14 protein-coding genes are annotated in these 16,587 nt (G+C 54.1%); 4 read left to right on the top strand and 10 right to left on the bottom strand.

What is annotated here, in order from left to right; all coding sequences use genetic code 11:
• Positions 1–38 precede the first annotated feature (38 nt).
• Genes H1D31_RS11180 through H1D31_RS11160 form a run of 5 tightly spaced genes read right to left on the bottom strand, consistent with a single transcriptional unit; the run spans position 39 to position 5,696 of the window.
• Positions 39–434 (bottom strand): hypothetical protein, encoded by a 396-nt coding sequence (locus H1D31_RS11180; protein WP_039925169.1) that lies wholly within the window; start codon positions 432–434, stop codon positions 39–41.
• A gap of 3 nt (positions 435–437) precedes the next feature.
• On the bottom strand, positions 438–3,536 hold the full coding sequence (locus H1D31_RS11175) for an efflux RND transporter permease subunit (RefSeq protein ID WP_261258598.1): 3,099 nt from the start codon (positions 3,534–3,536) through the stop codon (positions 438–440).
• Between the two features lie 12 nt (positions 3,537–3,548).
• The gene (locus H1D31_RS11170) at positions 3,549–4,661 is read right to left on the bottom strand and encodes an efflux RND transporter periplasmic adaptor subunit (protein WP_008607734.1); all 1,113 of its coding nucleotides are present in this window, start codon (positions 4,659–4,661) and stop codon (positions 3,549–3,551) included.
• Positions 4,661–5,263: a hypothetical protein gene (locus H1D31_RS11165; RefSeq protein WP_008607735.1), complete on the bottom strand. Its 603-nt coding sequence runs from the start codon at positions 5,261–5,263 to the stop codon at positions 4,661–4,663. Before H1D31_RS11165 ends, H1D31_RS11170 begins: the two co-directional genes overlap by 1 nt.
• Before the next feature lie 49 nt (positions 5,264–5,312).
• Positions 5,313–5,696 carry a hypothetical protein gene (locus tag H1D31_RS11160; RefSeq protein WP_008607736.1) on the bottom strand — a complete coding sequence of 128 codons (384 nt, stop codon included), beginning with the start codon at positions 5,694–5,696 and terminating at the stop codon, positions 5,313–5,315.
• A gap of 169 nt (positions 5,697–5,865) precedes the next feature.
• On the opposite strand from H1D31_RS11160, the gene H1D31_RS11155 reads away from it, so the two are divergent.
• From H1D31_RS11155 to H1D31_RS11145, 3 genes are all read left to right on the top strand, one after another.
• Complete coding sequence (locus H1D31_RS11155; protein WP_008607737.1) at positions 5,866–6,963, top strand: efflux RND transporter periplasmic adaptor subunit; 1,098 nt, start codon at positions 5,866–5,868, stop codon at positions 6,961–6,963.
• Positions 6,963–10,115 carry an efflux RND transporter permease subunit gene (locus H1D31_RS11150; protein ID WP_261258594.1) on the top strand — a complete coding sequence of 1,051 codons (3,153 nt, stop codon included), beginning with the start codon at positions 6,963–6,965 and terminating at the stop codon, positions 10,113–10,115. Before H1D31_RS11155 ends, H1D31_RS11150 begins: the two co-directional genes overlap by 1 nt.
• Before the next feature lie 113 nt (positions 10,116–10,228).
• Entirely contained in the window at positions 10,229–11,257 is a 1,029-nt protein-coding gene (locus tag H1D31_RS11145; RefSeq protein ID WP_261258592.1) for a CNNM domain-containing protein, read from the top strand.
• Between the two features lie 9 nt (positions 11,258–11,266).
• Here H1D31_RS11145 and H1D31_RS11140 read toward each other — a convergent pair whose 3' ends face one another.
• Positions 11,267–12,631 (bottom strand): glutathione synthase, encoded by a 1,365-nt coding sequence (locus tag H1D31_RS11140; protein ID WP_261258590.1) that lies wholly within the window; start codon positions 12,629–12,631, stop codon positions 11,267–11,269.
• Entirely contained in the window at positions 12,631–13,545 is a 915-nt protein-coding gene (locus H1D31_RS11135; protein ID WP_261258588.1) for a permease, read from the bottom strand. Before H1D31_RS11135 ends, H1D31_RS11140 begins: the two co-directional genes overlap by 1 nt.
• A gap of 163 nt (positions 13,546–13,708) precedes the next feature.
• Between H1D31_RS11135 and H1D31_RS11130 the strand changes: the two genes are divergently transcribed.
• Entirely contained in the window at positions 13,709–14,038 is a 330-nt protein-coding gene (locus tag H1D31_RS11130; protein ID WP_261258586.1) for an ArsR/SmtB family transcription factor, read from the top strand.
• A 6-nt stretch (positions 14,039–14,044) separates the two neighbouring features.
• Here H1D31_RS11130 and H1D31_RS11125 read toward each other — a convergent pair whose 3' ends face one another.
• The 3 genes from H1D31_RS11125 to H1D31_RS11115 form a co-directional block, all read right to left on the bottom strand.
• Complete coding sequence (locus H1D31_RS11125) at positions 14,045–14,962, bottom strand: alpha/beta fold hydrolase (protein WP_261258584.1); 918 nt, start codon at positions 14,960–14,962, stop codon at positions 14,045–14,047.
• A 105-nt stretch (positions 14,963–15,067) separates the two neighbouring features.
• On the bottom strand, positions 15,068–15,556 hold the full coding sequence (locus H1D31_RS11120) for a fasciclin domain-containing protein (RefSeq protein WP_261258581.1): 489 nt from the start codon (positions 15,554–15,556) through the stop codon (positions 15,068–15,070).
• A gap of 264 nt (positions 15,557–15,820) precedes the next feature.
• Positions 15,821–16,570, bottom strand: coding sequence for a class I SAM-dependent methyltransferase (locus H1D31_RS11115; RefSeq protein ID WP_261258578.1), 750 nt, complete (start codon positions 16,568–16,570; stop codon positions 15,821–15,823).
• Between the last annotated feature and the right edge of the window lie 17 nt (positions 16,571–16,587).

The following is a 16,587-nucleotide window of genomic DNA, read 5'->3' as shown; positions in this document are numbered from 1 at the left end:
ATCCTTTCTTGTCTGTTGCGACAACTGACGCCGGGGTATTAAAAACTATAGCGAAACGAAAAGCGCTGCTGCTGCGGGTTAGTCAGGCTTACCACGACCTTGGCGCCATCGGGCAGGCTCAGCCCGGCACTGAGTGTCGGCCCCGTTACAACCAGCGGTATGTCCTGTTTTTGACCGGCGGCAAGGACTGTAATTTTTCCCTGCCAGCCTGTTGGGTCAATCGCATCACCGTGATCTGTCAGATGCAACTCGATACTCTCGCTGTGCCGGACCAGCTCCACTGCTAAATCGTGCCGGCTTTGGATCTGACCACCGTGTTGTGCTTTGGCTTCGCCGTGGCTAAGAGCAGGCGTTGCCGGTAACAGGGTGACCATAGCCAAGACCATAGTCACGATCAGAATGCAGCTCAGTTTTTTCACAAACGTTAATCTCATCAGTTATACCTCTGTTTGCTGTTGTAACAGTTGTTCGGTTGCTGACCGGCCATACAGCCAGTAAAGCAGGGGGGTCAGTAAAATATCCAGCAGCGTAGAGCTGAGTAAGCCGCTGAAAATTACCACGGCCACCGGATACAGAATTTCCTTGCCGGGAGCTCCGGCCGATAACAGCAGTGGCAATAACGCAAAAGCCGTTACCAGCGACGTCATTATGACGGGCGCTAAACGCTCGGCGGAACCCCGGATAATCATTTCCTGACTAAAATGCTGCTGTTCATGCCGACACAGGTAAATATAGTGACTGATCTTCAGAATAGCGTTGCGTGCCGCGATGCCGGTAAGCGTAATAAAGCCAACAACCGAGGCCACGGACAGCGATAAGCCGCTTAGCCAAATCCCCAGTACACTACCCAGCAGTGCCATTGGCATGGTGCAAAACACGATGGCAGCCAAGATCCAGGACTGATAGCGCAGATACAAAACGAGTGCAATCAGCAGGAAGGAGACTAAGGCTAAAACCGCCACCAGCTGCATGGATTGCTCCTGCGCTAAAAACTGACCTTCGAGGCTGATAAAGCTGCCTGTGGGCAGGCTGAGGCTAGCCACTTGTTGCCGGATCTCGGCCAGTAAGGTTTTAACATCAGTGCTGTCGGCGTTGGCGTACACCACAATCCGACGGCGGCCATTTTCCCGCAGGATCTGATTCGGGCCGTCACTGGCACTGACTTCTGCCACTGCCGCCAGCGGCACCGGGCCGGCAGGGGTATCCAGCAACGCCCGGCGCAGCGCTTCCGGGCTACGTTCAGTGTCTGCCAGGCGTAGTACTACATCAAAACGTCTTACTCCGTCGATAATTTCCGCTACGACCTCACCGTCAGTCAGTAGTTGTAGCTGCTCGATCGCCGCCCCGGGCGTTAAGCCGTGTTGGGCGGCGCTGCGCTGGTTAAGTTGTACCGACAGTTGCGGGATCAGCACCTGCTGTTCCACGTTAATATCAACCAGCCCAGGGATCTCAGCCAGACGTTGTCGCAGTTGCTCAGCCGTCAGGCGCAGCTCGGCTAAATCATCACCAAAGATTTTCACCGCCAGCTGCGCCCGGACACCGGATAATAGGTGATCCAGGCGGTGGGATATCGGTTGGCCGATCGCAACCTGGGCCGGCAGCACAGCGAGCTTATCCCGGATCTCTGCGAGTACGGCGTCGCGACTGCGGGTGGAAGGCGTTAAGTCGATATCGATTTCACTGGAATGCACGCCTTCGGCATGTTCATCCAGCTCTGCGCGACCGGTACGGCGGCCAACCTGGCTGACCTCGGGGATTTCTAATAGCAAGCGCTCGGCCAGTAAGCCCAGCCGGTTAGCTTCCGACAAGGCAGTGCCGGGCTGATATATTACCCCCAGCACCAGGGAGCCTTCGTTAAAGGCGGGTAAAAATGCTCTTGGCATCTGTGTCAGAGACGCCAGGGCAATCAGTACCGCGCCAGCGGTCACGGCTAGCAGGCCTTTCGCGCGCGCAAAGGCCCAACGTAGCCAACGCTGCTGCCACTGTTTCAGTTGCTGGATCAGCCAGCTATCCTGGCGCTGCAGTTCTGGCCGGCCCGGTAGCAGGTAATAGCAAAGGACAGGTGTAACGGTGATGGAGACCAACATCGAAGCCAGGATGGCGACAATATAGGCTACACCCAGCGGGCTAAATAACCGGCCTTCAATACCCGGCAGCGCAAACAGCGGCAGGAACACCAGCACCACGATCAGCGTGGCGTACAGAATACCGGAGCGTACCTCCATGCTGGCGCGCCAGATCACGTCTAATACCGCTTCTTTACTGTCTGCGGCTCGCTGTTTCAGCCGGCGCAGCGTATTTTCAACCCCGACCACCGCATCATCGACCAGTTCACCGACAGCGATGGCCAGACCGCCAAGCGTCATTACGTTGATGGTCATGCCGAACCAACGGAATACCAGGATGGTAATGGCAAAAGACAGCGGGATCGCCAGCAGTGAAATAAAGGTGGTGCGGCTGGACAGTAAAAACACAAATAACACGATCAGCACCATAATGGCGGCATCACGCAGCGCTTCGGTGACATTACGCACCGCGGCACTGATAAAGTCTGCCTGGCGGAACAGCACTTGTGGCGCTGCCAGTCCGGCAGGTAAACCACTTTGTAGCCCGGTCAGTGCCTGCTCGATGGCGGCGGTTACCGCAACGGTATCGGCATCAGGTTGCTTTTGAATGCTGAGGATCACGGCGCTTTGGCCATTAAAGCCGGCATCACCACGTTTTACCGCGGCGGCATAGCTGACCTCTGCCAGTTGCTGTAACAAGATGGGTTGACCGGCATGCCAGCCGACAGCCAGTAATTGCAGATCTGAGAGCTCAGTGGTCAGTGCCTGATGGCGTAACAGATATTCGCGTTGATTTAACTCCAGAAAACCGCCGCCGGCATTACGGGCAAAGCCCTGCAGCGCTGCTTTGAGATCGGCTAAGCTGACGCCGGCAGCCGCCATTTTCGGCAGATCCGGCATCACCCGGTACTGACGCACTTCGCTACCAATCGGGATCACCTGAGATACACCCGGAATAGCCTGCAGGCGCGGGCGCAGCACAAAGTCGGCATACTCGCGGGCCTGCATTGGGCCTTCTGCTACGCCGGCTTTAAGCGGCAATGCCAGCAACATGATCTCGCCCATAATAGAGGATACCGGCCCCATGACCGGCGTAAGCTGTCGCGGCAGTTGTTGCTGTGCCAGGGTCAGGCGCTCCGCCACCAGTTGCCGGTTACGGTAGATATCGGTATCCCAGTCAAATTCGACATATAACAGCGAAAGTCCGATACCGGAGGTGGAACGGATCCGGCTGACGCCGGTAACACCGCTCAGCAGGTTTTCCAGTGGAAAACTGACCAGCTGTTCCACTTCTTCCGGTGCCATACCACCGGCTTCCGTCAGGATAGTGATAACCGGCTTATTCAGATCCGGAAAGACATCGACCGGCAGCGATTTGGCGCTGAACAGGCCGTAAATTAATAGCAGCAGGGCAGCCAGCAGCACCAACAGCCGCTGCTCCAGGCTGCGGCGTACAATAATGTCAAACATGGTTCCTCCCGCTTAGCGGATCTGATTCAGCAGGTTGGCACCTTGTACCACCACGCGATTGTCCGCTCCCAAACCGGCGGTAATCAGCACCTCTGTGTCATTCAGCGGCATATAACGCACAATTTGCGGTAAAAAGCGCTCGGCACTCAGTTTGATCCAAACCTGCGGCAGATTCTGACTGCTGCTGACCACAGCGCTGGCGGGCAGGCGAATACCACTGAGCTGCCCGGCTTGCGCTACGACCAGCGTCACGGGTTGGCCGACAGCCAGTGGCGCCCGGGTTAGCTTAAACTGCAAACTGAGGCTACCCTGCTGGTACTGCCCGGTGCTGCCGATATATTCCAGCGTCGCTTGCGGCCAGCCCTGCAGATAGGCGTGCCCGATTTGATTGAGCAATGCGGGCTCAGTAGTGCGGGCATCCAGCAGTAACAGAGCCGGATCAAGGATTTCAAACAGCGGTTGCCCGGCAGCCAGCCATTGGCCGCTACTCAGTTGATGCGGCTGAATAATGCCACTTAGCGGGGCGCTAAGCACTTCTGGTTGCTCCAGGCCACCTTCTAACTGCCGGATTTGTTGTCGCAGGCTGTTCAGCTGCAACTGCAGCTGTTCCAGCTGTTGTTGCGCCACTAAATCGGACAACTGCTGCAGACGTTTCACGTCACGCTCGGTCTGGCTGGCACTGAGGCGCAGCGCAGTTAGCTCTGCCAACTGGCTGGCCTGCTCGTAAGCCGTATCCTGGTAATATAAGTAGCCAAGAATTTGCCCGGCCTGAACGCGCTGGCCGGCAACGGGCAGGCCATTTGCCGGCGGCGCTAAACGGCCGGCACTATTGGCTTGCACCAGGCCCCGGCCAGCCGGATGGCTTTGCACTACGGCATGCAGTTGCCGGGTTGGCGAGGCGGTGCTGCTAACCCCCAACTGAGTGCGGATCTCGAACAAGCGTTGCTGTGCCATCGGTAACACTACACTGCCATCCGCCTGACGGCCCAGTGGCGAATGGGGTTCGGGCGAAGTGGTTAAATGCTCGCCATCAGGGCCATGCGCCCCCGGGGCGGCACAGGCAGCGGCGGCCTGCAGCCCTGCTGCGAACAGCATGCTGAGATAAAATCGATTACGCCTCTGCATTATAACCTCCGCGCCGCACGGGTTAGACCAAACCAGTAACCGCTGCCAGCGGCCAGCGCCAGCAGAACCAGGGCGGCTAACCAGCTAGCATAGTGGCTATGTTTATGATGGTCATGCTCATGTTGATGATCATGCTCAGAGGCATGCGGGGTGGCTGTTTGGGATAGCTGAAAACTGGCCAGCAGCAGATCAGCGTGTTCCGCGGTCAAAACGGTCACTACCAGCTCATGCTGCTGCGGTTGCTGTAGCAGCTGTAACAGTGCCGGTTCGGTTATTTCATAGTAAGCGGCAGTGCTGTTGTAGCGGGCCTGAGCGGTTAGCCCGGCGCTTTCCAGCTCCAGGCTGGCATCAGCGACGGGCTGATTGCTGGCATAGTGGTGCAAATGTAGCACCAGGCGATCGTCGTAGAGTTCGGCCAGCAGTTCAAACTGCTCACTGAAAGTTTCAAAACGCGGCGCCAGCTGAGTGTTAGCGACGACGGGCCCGGTAAGGTGTTCTCCATTGGGGCCATGTGCCCCGGGTGCGGCTAACGCTGGCAAAACAGCGAGCAGCACGCTTAACAGCAAGCCGACAGTCAGCTGCTGTAGTTTAAAGCTAAACATAACAAATCCTCTGCTAAATACAGTGAAGAAAAAAATTTAATCAGCAGAGTCAGGGGCGGGGAGGCCGCCATAGCAGGTTTTGCGGTGAACGCGGCCACCAGCCGGAGAAGGTGATCAGTACCAGATCCGGACGCAAATCAAGCGCTACCTCGGGCACTGTTTGCCACAGTAATTGCGCGCTGTGACAGAGATCGGCAAACACATGCCAGCGGGCTTCGGCAGAGTTTTCCAGGCTAATTTGCTGGGCATCAGCGTGGTGCAGGTGCGCCTTACCAAGAAAATGCAGCAGGTCATGCCAGGATAAAGCCGCGCTGGTCTGATGTTGATGCTCAACGGCGATATCGGCGTTATCGTTATGCAATAGCCAGTGTCGTCCAGACAGCTGAACAAATAAGCTTAGCAATAACAGACAAACCAACGCCTGGCGAAGCATTAACTAACCCGGTGATAAGCGATAAGACGATTACTTTAGCATGGCCATTTTACTGACACAATCTATCGCTGGCTGACGACGCCCTGTCGTTTACCGTGATCTGATGGCTAACTTGGTTCATACTGCAAATAACACGCTTATAATCAAAAAATTAAAAGGAAATGGCAGCATGATTAGCCGTGGCATCTATCTGTATTGGCTGGCGCTAACGATAACCGGCTTAGTGGTACCGGCTGTTGCCGATGAAGCGGTGCCGGTGCAGGTTGCACAACCGCAACAACAAGGGCTCGCCGAGCAGCTGCAGTTAAGCGGCAGCCTGACAGCGCAGCAAAATGCCCAGTTGTCGAGCCGCACCGCCGGCCTGGTGGCTGAATTGCTGGTGGACGCCGGCACCGAGGTCAAAGCCGGGCAGCCGCTGTTAAAGTTAGATCCGGCGCTGGCTGAGCATGAATTGGCACAACAGCTTGCCGCGGTTAATGCGGCCCGGGTTATGCTAGCCGAGCGGCAACGGCTGGTGGCTGAAGCGGAACAACTAACCACGCAACAACTGTTTCCGCAAACCGAGCTGGCAATTCGGCGCGCCCAATTAGCCGAGGCCGAAGCCTTGCTGCAACAAGCCAATGCCCGGTTAGCGCAGCAACGGGAAATTATCAACCGGCATACGTTAACCGCACCTTTTGCCGGTGTGATCGCACGGCGCGATACTGATCTGGGCGAGTGGTTAGCATTAGGCGCACCGGTGTTTCAGCTGGTCAGTTTATCGCCGTTGTTACTGGATATTCAGGTGCCGCAAGAATATTTTGCCAATCTTGCTAATTTGCGCCGCATCGAGGTGCGCTCGGATCTGGCGCCGCAGCAGGTGCTGAGCGGCCGGTTACTGGCCACAGTGCCGGTGGGCGACAGCAATGCCCGTAGTTTTCTGGCCCGCCTTGAGGTCACCACTGCCGATACTCCGTTACTACCCGGCACCTCAGCCCGGGCGACCTTATATTTTGAACGTGAAGACAGCCAGGTGCTGGTGGTGCCACCCGATGCACTGTTACGTCATCCGGATGGTAACTTCAGCGTTTTTGCGATCCGCAACAATCAGGCTGAACGCTTTAATGTGCAGCTTGGCCGCAGCAGTGAGCGCGGTGTGGAAATCTTATCAGGCTTACCTGCCGGTTTACCGGTGGTGGTGCGGGGTAATGAGACCTTGCGCGCTGGCCAGCAGGTACGGATCCTGAATCCTACGCCAGCTGGCGCCAATCGTCAGGGAGCAAACTGATGCTGGATGCAGGTATTCGTCGCGGTACCATCCTGACGGTAGCCGTATTAATGGTGTGTGTACTGGGGATAGTGGCAGCGCTGCGTATACCGGTGCAAATGATCCCTGATCTGGAAGTACGCACTATCAGTGTGGTAACCGGTTGGCCCGGGGCGACGCCGCAGGATGTCGAAAAAGAGATCCTGATTGAGCAGGAGCGGTATTTACGCACCCTGCCAAATCTGAAACGCATGGTGTCACGCGCCAGTACCGGCTCGGCGCAAATTGAGCTGGAATTCCCGTTTGGCGTCGATGTTAATGAAGCGCTGATCCGGGTCAGCAATGCGTTAAGTCAGGTTTCGTCCTATCCGGAGAATGTCGATCAGCCGCGGCTGTTCAGCAGTTCTTTTTCCAATAACGCCTTTATGTACTTCCGACTAATGCCACTGGCCGGTAATCCACTGAACCTTGATATGGATATGCTGCGCGATTATGCGGAGGATTTTGTCCGGCCGCAGATGGAGCGCGTGCCCGGGGTATCGGAAGTCGGGGTAAGTGGGGGGGCCGAGCGGCAAATCCAGGTCTTGGTCGATCCGGCGCGACTGGCGCAGCGTGGCATTAGTTTAACCCAGGTGCGCGATACGATCCGTGCCCGCAACCGTGACAGCTCAGCGGGGGATATTGATAGCGGTAAAAGGCGCTATTTGTTGCGGGTAGTCGGGCGTTTTGAACAACTGTCTGAGCTAGAAAATCTGATCCTGACACAGCAGGGCGATAATCAGGTACGTCTGAAAGATGTGGCGACTTTGGTGCTGGATCACTTTGAAGTGCGGGAGTTGTCGTTTGCCGATGGTGAGCAAACTCTCGGCTTGTCGGTGCGGCGCGAACCCGGCTCAAATGTGATTGCCATCAAAGAGGCGATGTTGCAGGTCGTGGCACAGATTAACCGCGATATGCTGGCAAGCAATGGTTTGCAACTGATGCTAATCAGCGATGATGTGCGCTATGTCGAAGACTCTATTCGCAATGTTTGGGTTAACCTGGCGCTGGGGGCCGCGCTGGCTACCGGGGTGATGTATCTGTTTTTACGCTCGGGCAGCGCAACCCTGGTTGGCGTGATTGGCGTGCCAATCTGTACTATTGCCGCCTTTATTGGTTTGCTCGCCTTTGGCCGCACCATTAACGTGATTTCACTGGCCGGTATTGCCTTTGCTATTGGTATGACGCTGGATAACACCATCGTGGTGCTGGAGAGTATCGAGCAGGCGAAACAGCGTGGTCTGGACCGGATTGAGGCCGCGATCCGTGGCGTGCGTGATGTCTGGCCGGCGGTGCTGGCATCCACTTTGACTACCGTGCTGGTTTTTATGCCAATTCTGTTTATTGAGCAGGAAGCCGGTCAGCTGTATTCGGATATCGCCATTGCTATCGCGGCGGCGATTACTGCTTCTATGCTGGTGGCGGTCTTTGTGGTACCGCCGGCGATTGCCCGTTTAGGGTTTCGTGGCAATGGTGTTAACACCGCTCCGGAGGGGGTTACAGGCTCGCCAGTAGTAACAGGCGTGATTCTGCCGCTGGTGGCGAAATTATTGTATTCAACGCTGGCCCGGCGGTTAGTGCTGAGCCTGACGGTCATTCTGACACTGGGTGCGGCCTGGATATTTTTGCCACCGGCAGAATATTTACCTGAGGGTGAGGAGCCGAAAGCCTTTTCGTCAATGATTGCGCCGCCCGGTTATAACTTATCGGAAATGGCACAGATCGCAGCAGAGCTGAAAACACTATTAACCGCTCAGGTTAATGCCGATCCGACAGCCTTTGATCGGGGCGATACGGCGATGCCGCCGCTGAAGTACTACTCATTAAGTGTCTCAGTCGGCCGGATCCGGGTGTTAAGTGAGCCGGTGCGGCCGCAGGATATTACGCCGATGATGGATGCGATGACGGCATTATTCCGCCAGTATCCGGGGATGCGGGCGTTTTCATCACGTGGGTCGATTATCAGTAGCAATGACGGTGGTACCCGGGCGGTCGCACTGGATATTTCCGGGCCGGATCTGGCCAGCTTGTATGCTACGGCCGATGCTGCCTATGTTGCCGCCGCTGAGTTATTTGACCGGCCACAACTTAACTCTGAACCGGCTTCGTTGTCACTGGATCAGCCACTGATAGAAATCCGGCCTAACTGGCAGCGCCTGGCTGAGCTGGATTTTAGTGCCGCCGACTTTGGCTACGCGGTGTCGGCGCTGAGTGACGGCGCCTTTGTCGATGAGTTCTTTTTAGCCGATGATAAGGTCGATATCTTTTTATTTAGTCAGGCCGGCGCCAGGCAAAGTCTGGCGCAACTGGCGCAAACGCCGGTGTTGACACCTTCGGGGGCAGTGTTGCCACTGAGTAGCCTGGCGGAACTGGTTGAAGTGGCGGATAGCGATACGCTGCGTCGGGTAGATGGCCGTCGTACGGTGACGCTGTATATTATCCCGCCACGCTCGGTGGCGTTAGAAACCGCAGTGGACAGGGTGCGGCAACAGTTAGTGCCGGCGTTACAGCGGCAAGGGGCTATCGCGCCCGGCGTGATGCTGGATATCTCCGGTGCTTCGGATCAACTGGATGAAACCAAAGCCGCATTAAGCAGTAATTTCCTGATTGCCGTGGTGCTGATTTATTTACTGCTGGTGGCAATTTTCAGCCACTGGGGCTATCCGCTATTTATCCTGGCGACTGTGCCACTCGGATTAGCGGGGGCTTTGGTCGGTCTGGTGGGGATTAATGGCATCAGCGGTCTGCTCTCAACTATCGGCCTGGGCGGTTTTTATCAACCTTTTGATATGATTACCATGCTGGGCTTCCTGATCCTGCTGGGTACAGTGGTGAATAACCCGATCCTGATTGTCGATCAAAGCCGGCATAATTTGCAGCTCCCCGGCGTGTCTGTTACCGAGGCGGTGCTGCAAGCGGTGGCGACCCGCTTAAAGCCGATTTTAATGTCAACCACAACCACGGTGTTTGGTCTGGCGCCTCTGGTATTGCTGCCAGGCGAGGGCACCGAATTGTACCGCGGTGTGGGTATTATCGTGTTATGCGGCCTGATCTTTTCGACGCTGATTAGCTTAACCTTCCTGCCTGCGCTGCTGGTATCGGTATTAAAACGTCGGGAATTGTTGCGAAGCTGAGTGAGATGAGTGAATAAAAAGCGTGGAAAAATCCGAAAAACCTCCTCGCTTTTGTGTTTCGCACTGATATACTGCGCGGGTCGAGGCAAAAAGGAGTGTTGTAACCAACCTGTATGAGTTTATTAATCGCTTTTGTGGTGTTATCCATTGCGGTATCTTTTGTCTGCTCCATTTTGGAAGCTGCCCTGTTATCTATCACCCCCAGCTATATCGCCCAGCAAAAGCTGGTGCAGCCTAAGCGCTACGAAAAATTAAAACAGCTGAAAGAGAAAATTGACCAGCCGCTGGCGGCTATTCTGACCCTGAACACTGTGGCCCATACCGTGGGTGCTACCGGTGTCGGTGCACAGGTGACTATCGTCTTTGGCGACGGTTATCTGGGTATTGCGTCCGCTGTGATGACCCTACTGATTTTGGTCTTGTCAGAAATTCTGCCTAAAACCATTGGTGCACGCTACTGGCCAAGTCTGGTGCCGGTATTGCCTGCCATGTTGAACACCATGATATTGCTGCTAAAGCCCTTTATCTGGATGTCAGATCAAATTATGAAGCTATTCGGTGGCGGCCAGCACGATCATGATTTACGTCAGGAGATAAAAGCCCTGACGATTTTAGGCCGTGAGCTGAATAAACTCGACGAAGATGAACAGCGGGTGATTGGCAATATTCTGGATCTGCATGAGATTAAAGTGCGGGACATTATGACGCCCCGCACCGTTTGTGAGTATGCTAAGCCGGATGAGCCGCTGGCTGAACTGCTGGAACGGGTTAAGAAAGATCAGTATTCACGTTATCCGGTACTGGATGATGACGAATCGCCTTTGGGTATCGTGTTTCGTTACGATATGTTGGAGTTTGCAGAGGGGCAAACCGCAGCTGATATTATGAAGCCGGTAAAAATTATTCCGGATAAACTCAGTGTGGAACAACTGATGTCGCAGTTGATCCGCGAGCGCCAGCATCTGGCTTTGGTATACGATGAATACGGTAGCTGGATGGGCTTGGTGACCATGGAAGATGTGATCGAAGCCATTATCGGCCAGCCGATTATGGATGAGACCGACGATATCCCCAATATGCGCCGCTTTGCCAAGCGCCGCTGGGAGCATAAGCAGAAACAACTGGAAGATGTAAAATCCTGATCTTGTTGCTCAGGCAAAGCCTGAGCAACAACAAGGTTTCAGGCTAATCAAATCCAAAGTCGCAGCACCATGACTGATCCCACCCTCCAGGCTGCTGCTAGCTTTGCTACGACAAAGATATCCGCCATAGCTGGCGGCCGAGCCCAGAGTAAAAATACCCAACTCGCTGATTTGACCAGCGCTGTTATTCTGCAGCAGTTCGCCATGTTTTAGGCTAAAGACATTTTCACGGCGAATGTTAGCATTAATCGGCGCCATCAGCAGATCGGCGCTGTCATAGTGCTGATAGCGTTGCCAGCCTTGCGCGTAGCGTGCCACATTGCCACCGCCTTCTTGTTGAGTCTTGTACCAGTAGCCGGCGGCTAGTTTGGCGCGGACTGCCTCCGCTGTTAAGTCGGCAACGGCAAAGCTGGGCACGATGAGTTGTTGCAGCAGCTGCAATTGTGCCGGGCTAAGTCCAAAGCGCTGAGCGAGCTGTTGCCGCCCGCTAGGCTGCTGCAGCAAGAGTCCCAGTTGATGCTGTAACCATTTGCTGCCGCTTAACTGTCCTGCCAGATTAGGGCATTGCAGCAGATTCGTGTGCTCAAGACTCGTCCGAAATGCCCAGTAATCAGCTGCCTGTGGCAGTGGGTTATAGCCGGTGCGCCAGTACAATAAGCTTACCCGCCGTCCATCTGTCAGATAGAAACCTTTGTCTACCCGCACCTGGCCTTGTTGTAACTGGTTTAGGGTCAGCCGTTCGGTCGCCACGCCGTGCTGGCGGACGGCTTCAGTGAGCAATTGCTGATCAAAGATATTTTGCTCCTGTTCCGCGATGACCATAACCAATAACGCGGGCTGTCCGGCAGCATTGGCAAGAGCGGCTTCTGCTAACAGCTTCGCTTGAGCGGCCAATGCCGGATTATCGACATAAGGCAGTGGCAATAAGGGCGCCAATAGTTGTTGATAGCGTGCACTAAGGGGGCCCATACCGGCGGCAATCGGATTAGATTCGACCCAACGCCATCCGCCTGCAGTTAACAGCAAATCGTGCCGGCTTAAGTTGAGATTCTGGCTGGTTAAGCGAGCCGGCTCTATCGCAGACAAGGTTCGCCAGATCTCGCCTGGCACTGATGCCGAGTCTTGAAGTGCCCGGGTTTGTTGCAGTAACCAATAGGGATCACCAGCGATCCTTTCCAGCAAACGTCCGAGTAGCGTAGCCGCTGTCCTTGCCTGTTGCCACTGCGAGCTACTGAGTTGCCAGGGCGTCAGTGAAACCGGCGCTGGTACAAAACCCTTGGCCTGTTGCAAACCCAAGCGGGCGTTAATCAGCAAAGGTTGTAGTGTAGTAGCCAGTTGCTGAGGTGTGGCGATTGTTCGCAGCGACTGTGCCATCACAAACTCCTTACCGGTAACAGCAGATCAATGGCAATACCGGTGCTGCAGGCAGTAACAAGCACCACACCAATAAATGCCAACAGCAGCGGCCATTGAAAGATCTTTTTCAGGATAATCAGTTCGGGCAAACTGGCACCGGCACCGCCGATTGTCAGCGCCATAACGCTGCCATAGCTCATGCCTTTACCCACTAAGCTTAGTGCCAGCGGGATCATCGAACTGGCGCGAACATACAGCGGAATGCCAATCACAGCGGCCAGCGGGATCAGGTACAGGCTATTGCTACCACTTAAACTGGCAAAGAATTCGGCTGGTACATAGCCATGGATCACCGCACCCGCCAGTACACCAAGCATTAAATGTGGCAGAAAGCTGCGGGTGTCTTTAACTGCCCGCAGCCATAAGCGGCTCCAGTACTGCCATGACCAATACTTTACCGCTACTGTGGCCTGGGAGCTATTACAGCAAGACTGCTCTGCTGCAGGTAGCCTAACGTAACGGGAAAAGCCCAGTTGTGATAACAGCAGGCCAGACAAGATCGCAATGCTAAGCACGCCCGTTGCGTATAGCAGAGTGAGCTTGGCGCCAAACACGGAAAACAGCAGGGCAACCAGGATTGGATTAAGCAACGGAGAGGTCAGTAAGAAGGTCATCACCGGGCCAAAGGCTGCATTGGCACGCAGCATACCAACTAACATCGGCAGAGTGGAGCAGCTACAAAAGGGTGTAATAGCGCCCAGGGCTGCGGCAGTAAAGTAACCTTTGCCACCGGCCAATAAGGCCTGGATCCGCTGTGCCGGAAAGCGATCCTGCAGCTGGTACACCAGCATACTAATCAAGACAAAGAGTATCAGCAGCTCGCTAAGGGTACCGATAAAAAATTGCACACTGGCATAAAACGCATCTGACATAAAACCTCCACAGGTTAGTTAGCACACACAGATATTTCCGTGATTATGGAAATATAATATTTCGATAAACATGGAAGTGTCAAATGATATTTCCAAGTTTGTGGAAATTATTTCGGGAGGGCGTTACACTAGCGCTGTTAGCAACTCAGGACCTGGAGTAAAGATGAGTTTGGAATTGGAGCAGGCTGCAGCACAGTTGGCAGAATTGGGGCATCCAACCCGATTAGGCATTTTTCGGATTTTGGTGCGTGCTGGTCATCAGGGCGTCGCGGTTGGCGAGATCCAGCAGGCTTTGGATATTCCAAATTCAACGCTGTCACATCATTTAAGCCGGATGACCAAAGTCGGTTTAATGGCACAACGCCGGGATGGCCGCACCTTATATTGCAGTTTGCTCTTTAACAACGTCGAGACCTTGTTAGCATTTTTATATGATGAGTGTTGCCTCGGTTTGCCCTCGGCTTCAGCTCCACAAAGCAGTTGTTGTGACTAATGACGGTTAGCACTGTCGTAAAAAGTGGCGATAGACGGTAGCACTTTGCTTTGGGATCTCCAGCATCGGTAAATGACCAATACCGGCAAAAACCTGCAGTTGGAGTTGCGGTAGCTGTTGCTGCCAAAGTGCTGCAGCACTGATATCGATCAGTTGGTCTTCTTCGCCCCAACATAATAAAACCGGTACTTTAATCTGCGCCAGCTCTGCCGCTGTTAAGCGGGCATCGAAAAAATCAGCAAAGATAGCAGCAAGTAATGCCCGTTGTCGTTGGTAGCGCCAGGCAATGCCTTTTAGCATTAGCTGTGGAATATAGGGTGGCCGGGCCATCGATAGGGCGTAAAATCGCTTAAAGTCGGCAAAATCCAGCTGTAAAAACGGGTTTAAGCCCTGGCGTACCTGCTGCTCTAACTGACTTGGCGTAGCAGAGCTAAGCCCGGCGGGATCCTGAAGTGCCAGGGAGAGCACCTGCTCCGGATAGCGGCTGGCAAAGACGGTGGCTAAGAAACCGCCCATCGAATTACCAATCAGATGCACCTGCGGCAGGTGCAGCGTCGCCAGTAATAATGCCAGTCGCTCCGCTTGCCTTGGCATACTATGATCGGCATCAGCGGCAAAGGGGGTTTCACCATGACCAGGTAAGTCTGGGATCAGTAACTGATAGTGACGCCGCAGCTGACGGGCAAAACGCAGCCAGATACTTTTATCGGCGCTAAAGCCATGTAGCAATACCAGTGTTGGTTTACCGGGGTTGGCATGCCAGTAATAGTCGATGGTTAGCTCGCCAATATCAGCTTGCCTGCGGCGCAGGCCATACCAGTAGGCTTCGGCAGCCATGCTTTGTTGGTACAACCATAAACCAAGTTTTTCATGACGGCGGCAGCAACGGCCGGCTGATGATGTCGCGTTGTGACTAAAGTCCATTTTTTTGCCAGGTGTCTAACGGATGAAACCCCACTTTAGCCGGTCAGTCACCAGAGGTAAAGCTGTGAAGTACCGCCGGTTAGCCCGGCGGTAGAGGATGCAGAATTAGTTAGATGGTAACACCACAGTATCTAGCACATGGATCACACCATTACTGGTCTCAATATCGGTGGCGATAACTTTGGCGCCGTTAACAAATACATTGCCGTCTTTCACTTCAATGTTAAGGTCCTGCCCCTGTACGGTCTTGGCGGATGTCAGATTAACCACATCAGCGGCCATCACTTTACCGGCTACCACATGGTAAGTCAGAACATTGGTCAGCGCCGCTTTGTCTGCCACCAACGCATTTAAATCAGCCGCCGGGATCTTGGCAAAGGCGTCATCATTTGGGGCGAACACAGTGAAAGGGCCTTTGCCTTTTAAGGTATCAACCAGCTCAGCCGCTTGCACTGCAGTGACCAGCGTAGTGAAGCTACCTGCAGCTACAGCAGTATCGACAATGTCGGCTTTTGCTTTGTGGTTGTGTGCCTGAGCAGTAAACAGTAATGAGCCGGCAAAGAGTGAACAGGCAACCAGGTGTGACAGTTTCATAACGTTTCCTTTTTCAACTTAGGTTAGGGTTAGGGTTAGGGTTAGGCGTGGTAACAGCGTCGCCACGCTTGGTTCTTATGATCAAACGCCAGTCGCTTAAAAAAGGATCAGATTTATATTTTTTCGGAACATGTAAACTGGATAAAATGCACGTGCGTAAGCAGGCAGCGCTTAAATACGATCACTTCACTCAAAGCAAAAAGATGTAGGTTCAACGCCTATTTTTTACAGCACTCCGGTACCGGTCTGACCAGTCTGTAGTGCTTAATCGCGCTTAATACAGACAAAAAGCGCATTACCGGCGTGCTGATCCCAGGCTTGGATCCGCTGATAGTCGTGTGCAAGGATCTGAATATCGAAGTAGGGGGCGAGAAGTTCGGCGAGCTCGGTAAAGCTTACCGCAACCATTGGATGTTCGTCCTGCCAGTATTCCTGCTCCAGCTTTGTGATCTTACTTATCTTTAGTTTCAGCGCTTGTTGCTCACCCGAACCACTGTAGTACCAGGCAGAGGCAAAATCAAAACGGGCGTTTTGATAATAAGTGCTATGACTTACCGCGCTGAGATTACAGATCTTAGTTTTGTCTACGGCGTTAAAGCAGAAGACGCCACCCGGTGTTAATGCCTGATAAACCCGGGCAATGCAGTCGGCCAGCAGTTCCAGAGTACCGGTATAGTGAATGGAATACAAAAAGCAGGTTATTAAATCAACAGGTTGCGCAAGTTCAAACCGGCACATATCACCTAACAGGAACTTCGCCTCGGGACAGCGCGCTCTGGCCAGCGTCAGCATCGGTTGATTTAAGTCTAATCCTTGAGACTGAAAACCCGCATCAATGAAATGCCGGATATGCGGCCCGGTACCACAGGCCAGATCCAGATGCTGCAAGCCGGCATTGCCAAACAGTTGTTGTAGGCGGATGATGCCCTGGCTTTGCTGCAAATAGTTAATATCGCAGCACATTAGGTCATAATAGCCCGACAGATCGGTGTAAAGTGCGTTAGTAGCCTGCATATTGAGCATCGGGCAGC

It is taken from the genome of Alishewanella sp. BS5-314 (assembly GCF_025377695.1).
Classification (GTDB): Bacteria; Pseudomonadota; Gammaproteobacteria; order Enterobacterales; family Alteromonadaceae; genus Alishewanella; species Alishewanella aestuarii.
Note: the sequence above shows the minus strand (reverse complement) of the source record. Positions and strands in the feature narration are given on the sequence as shown.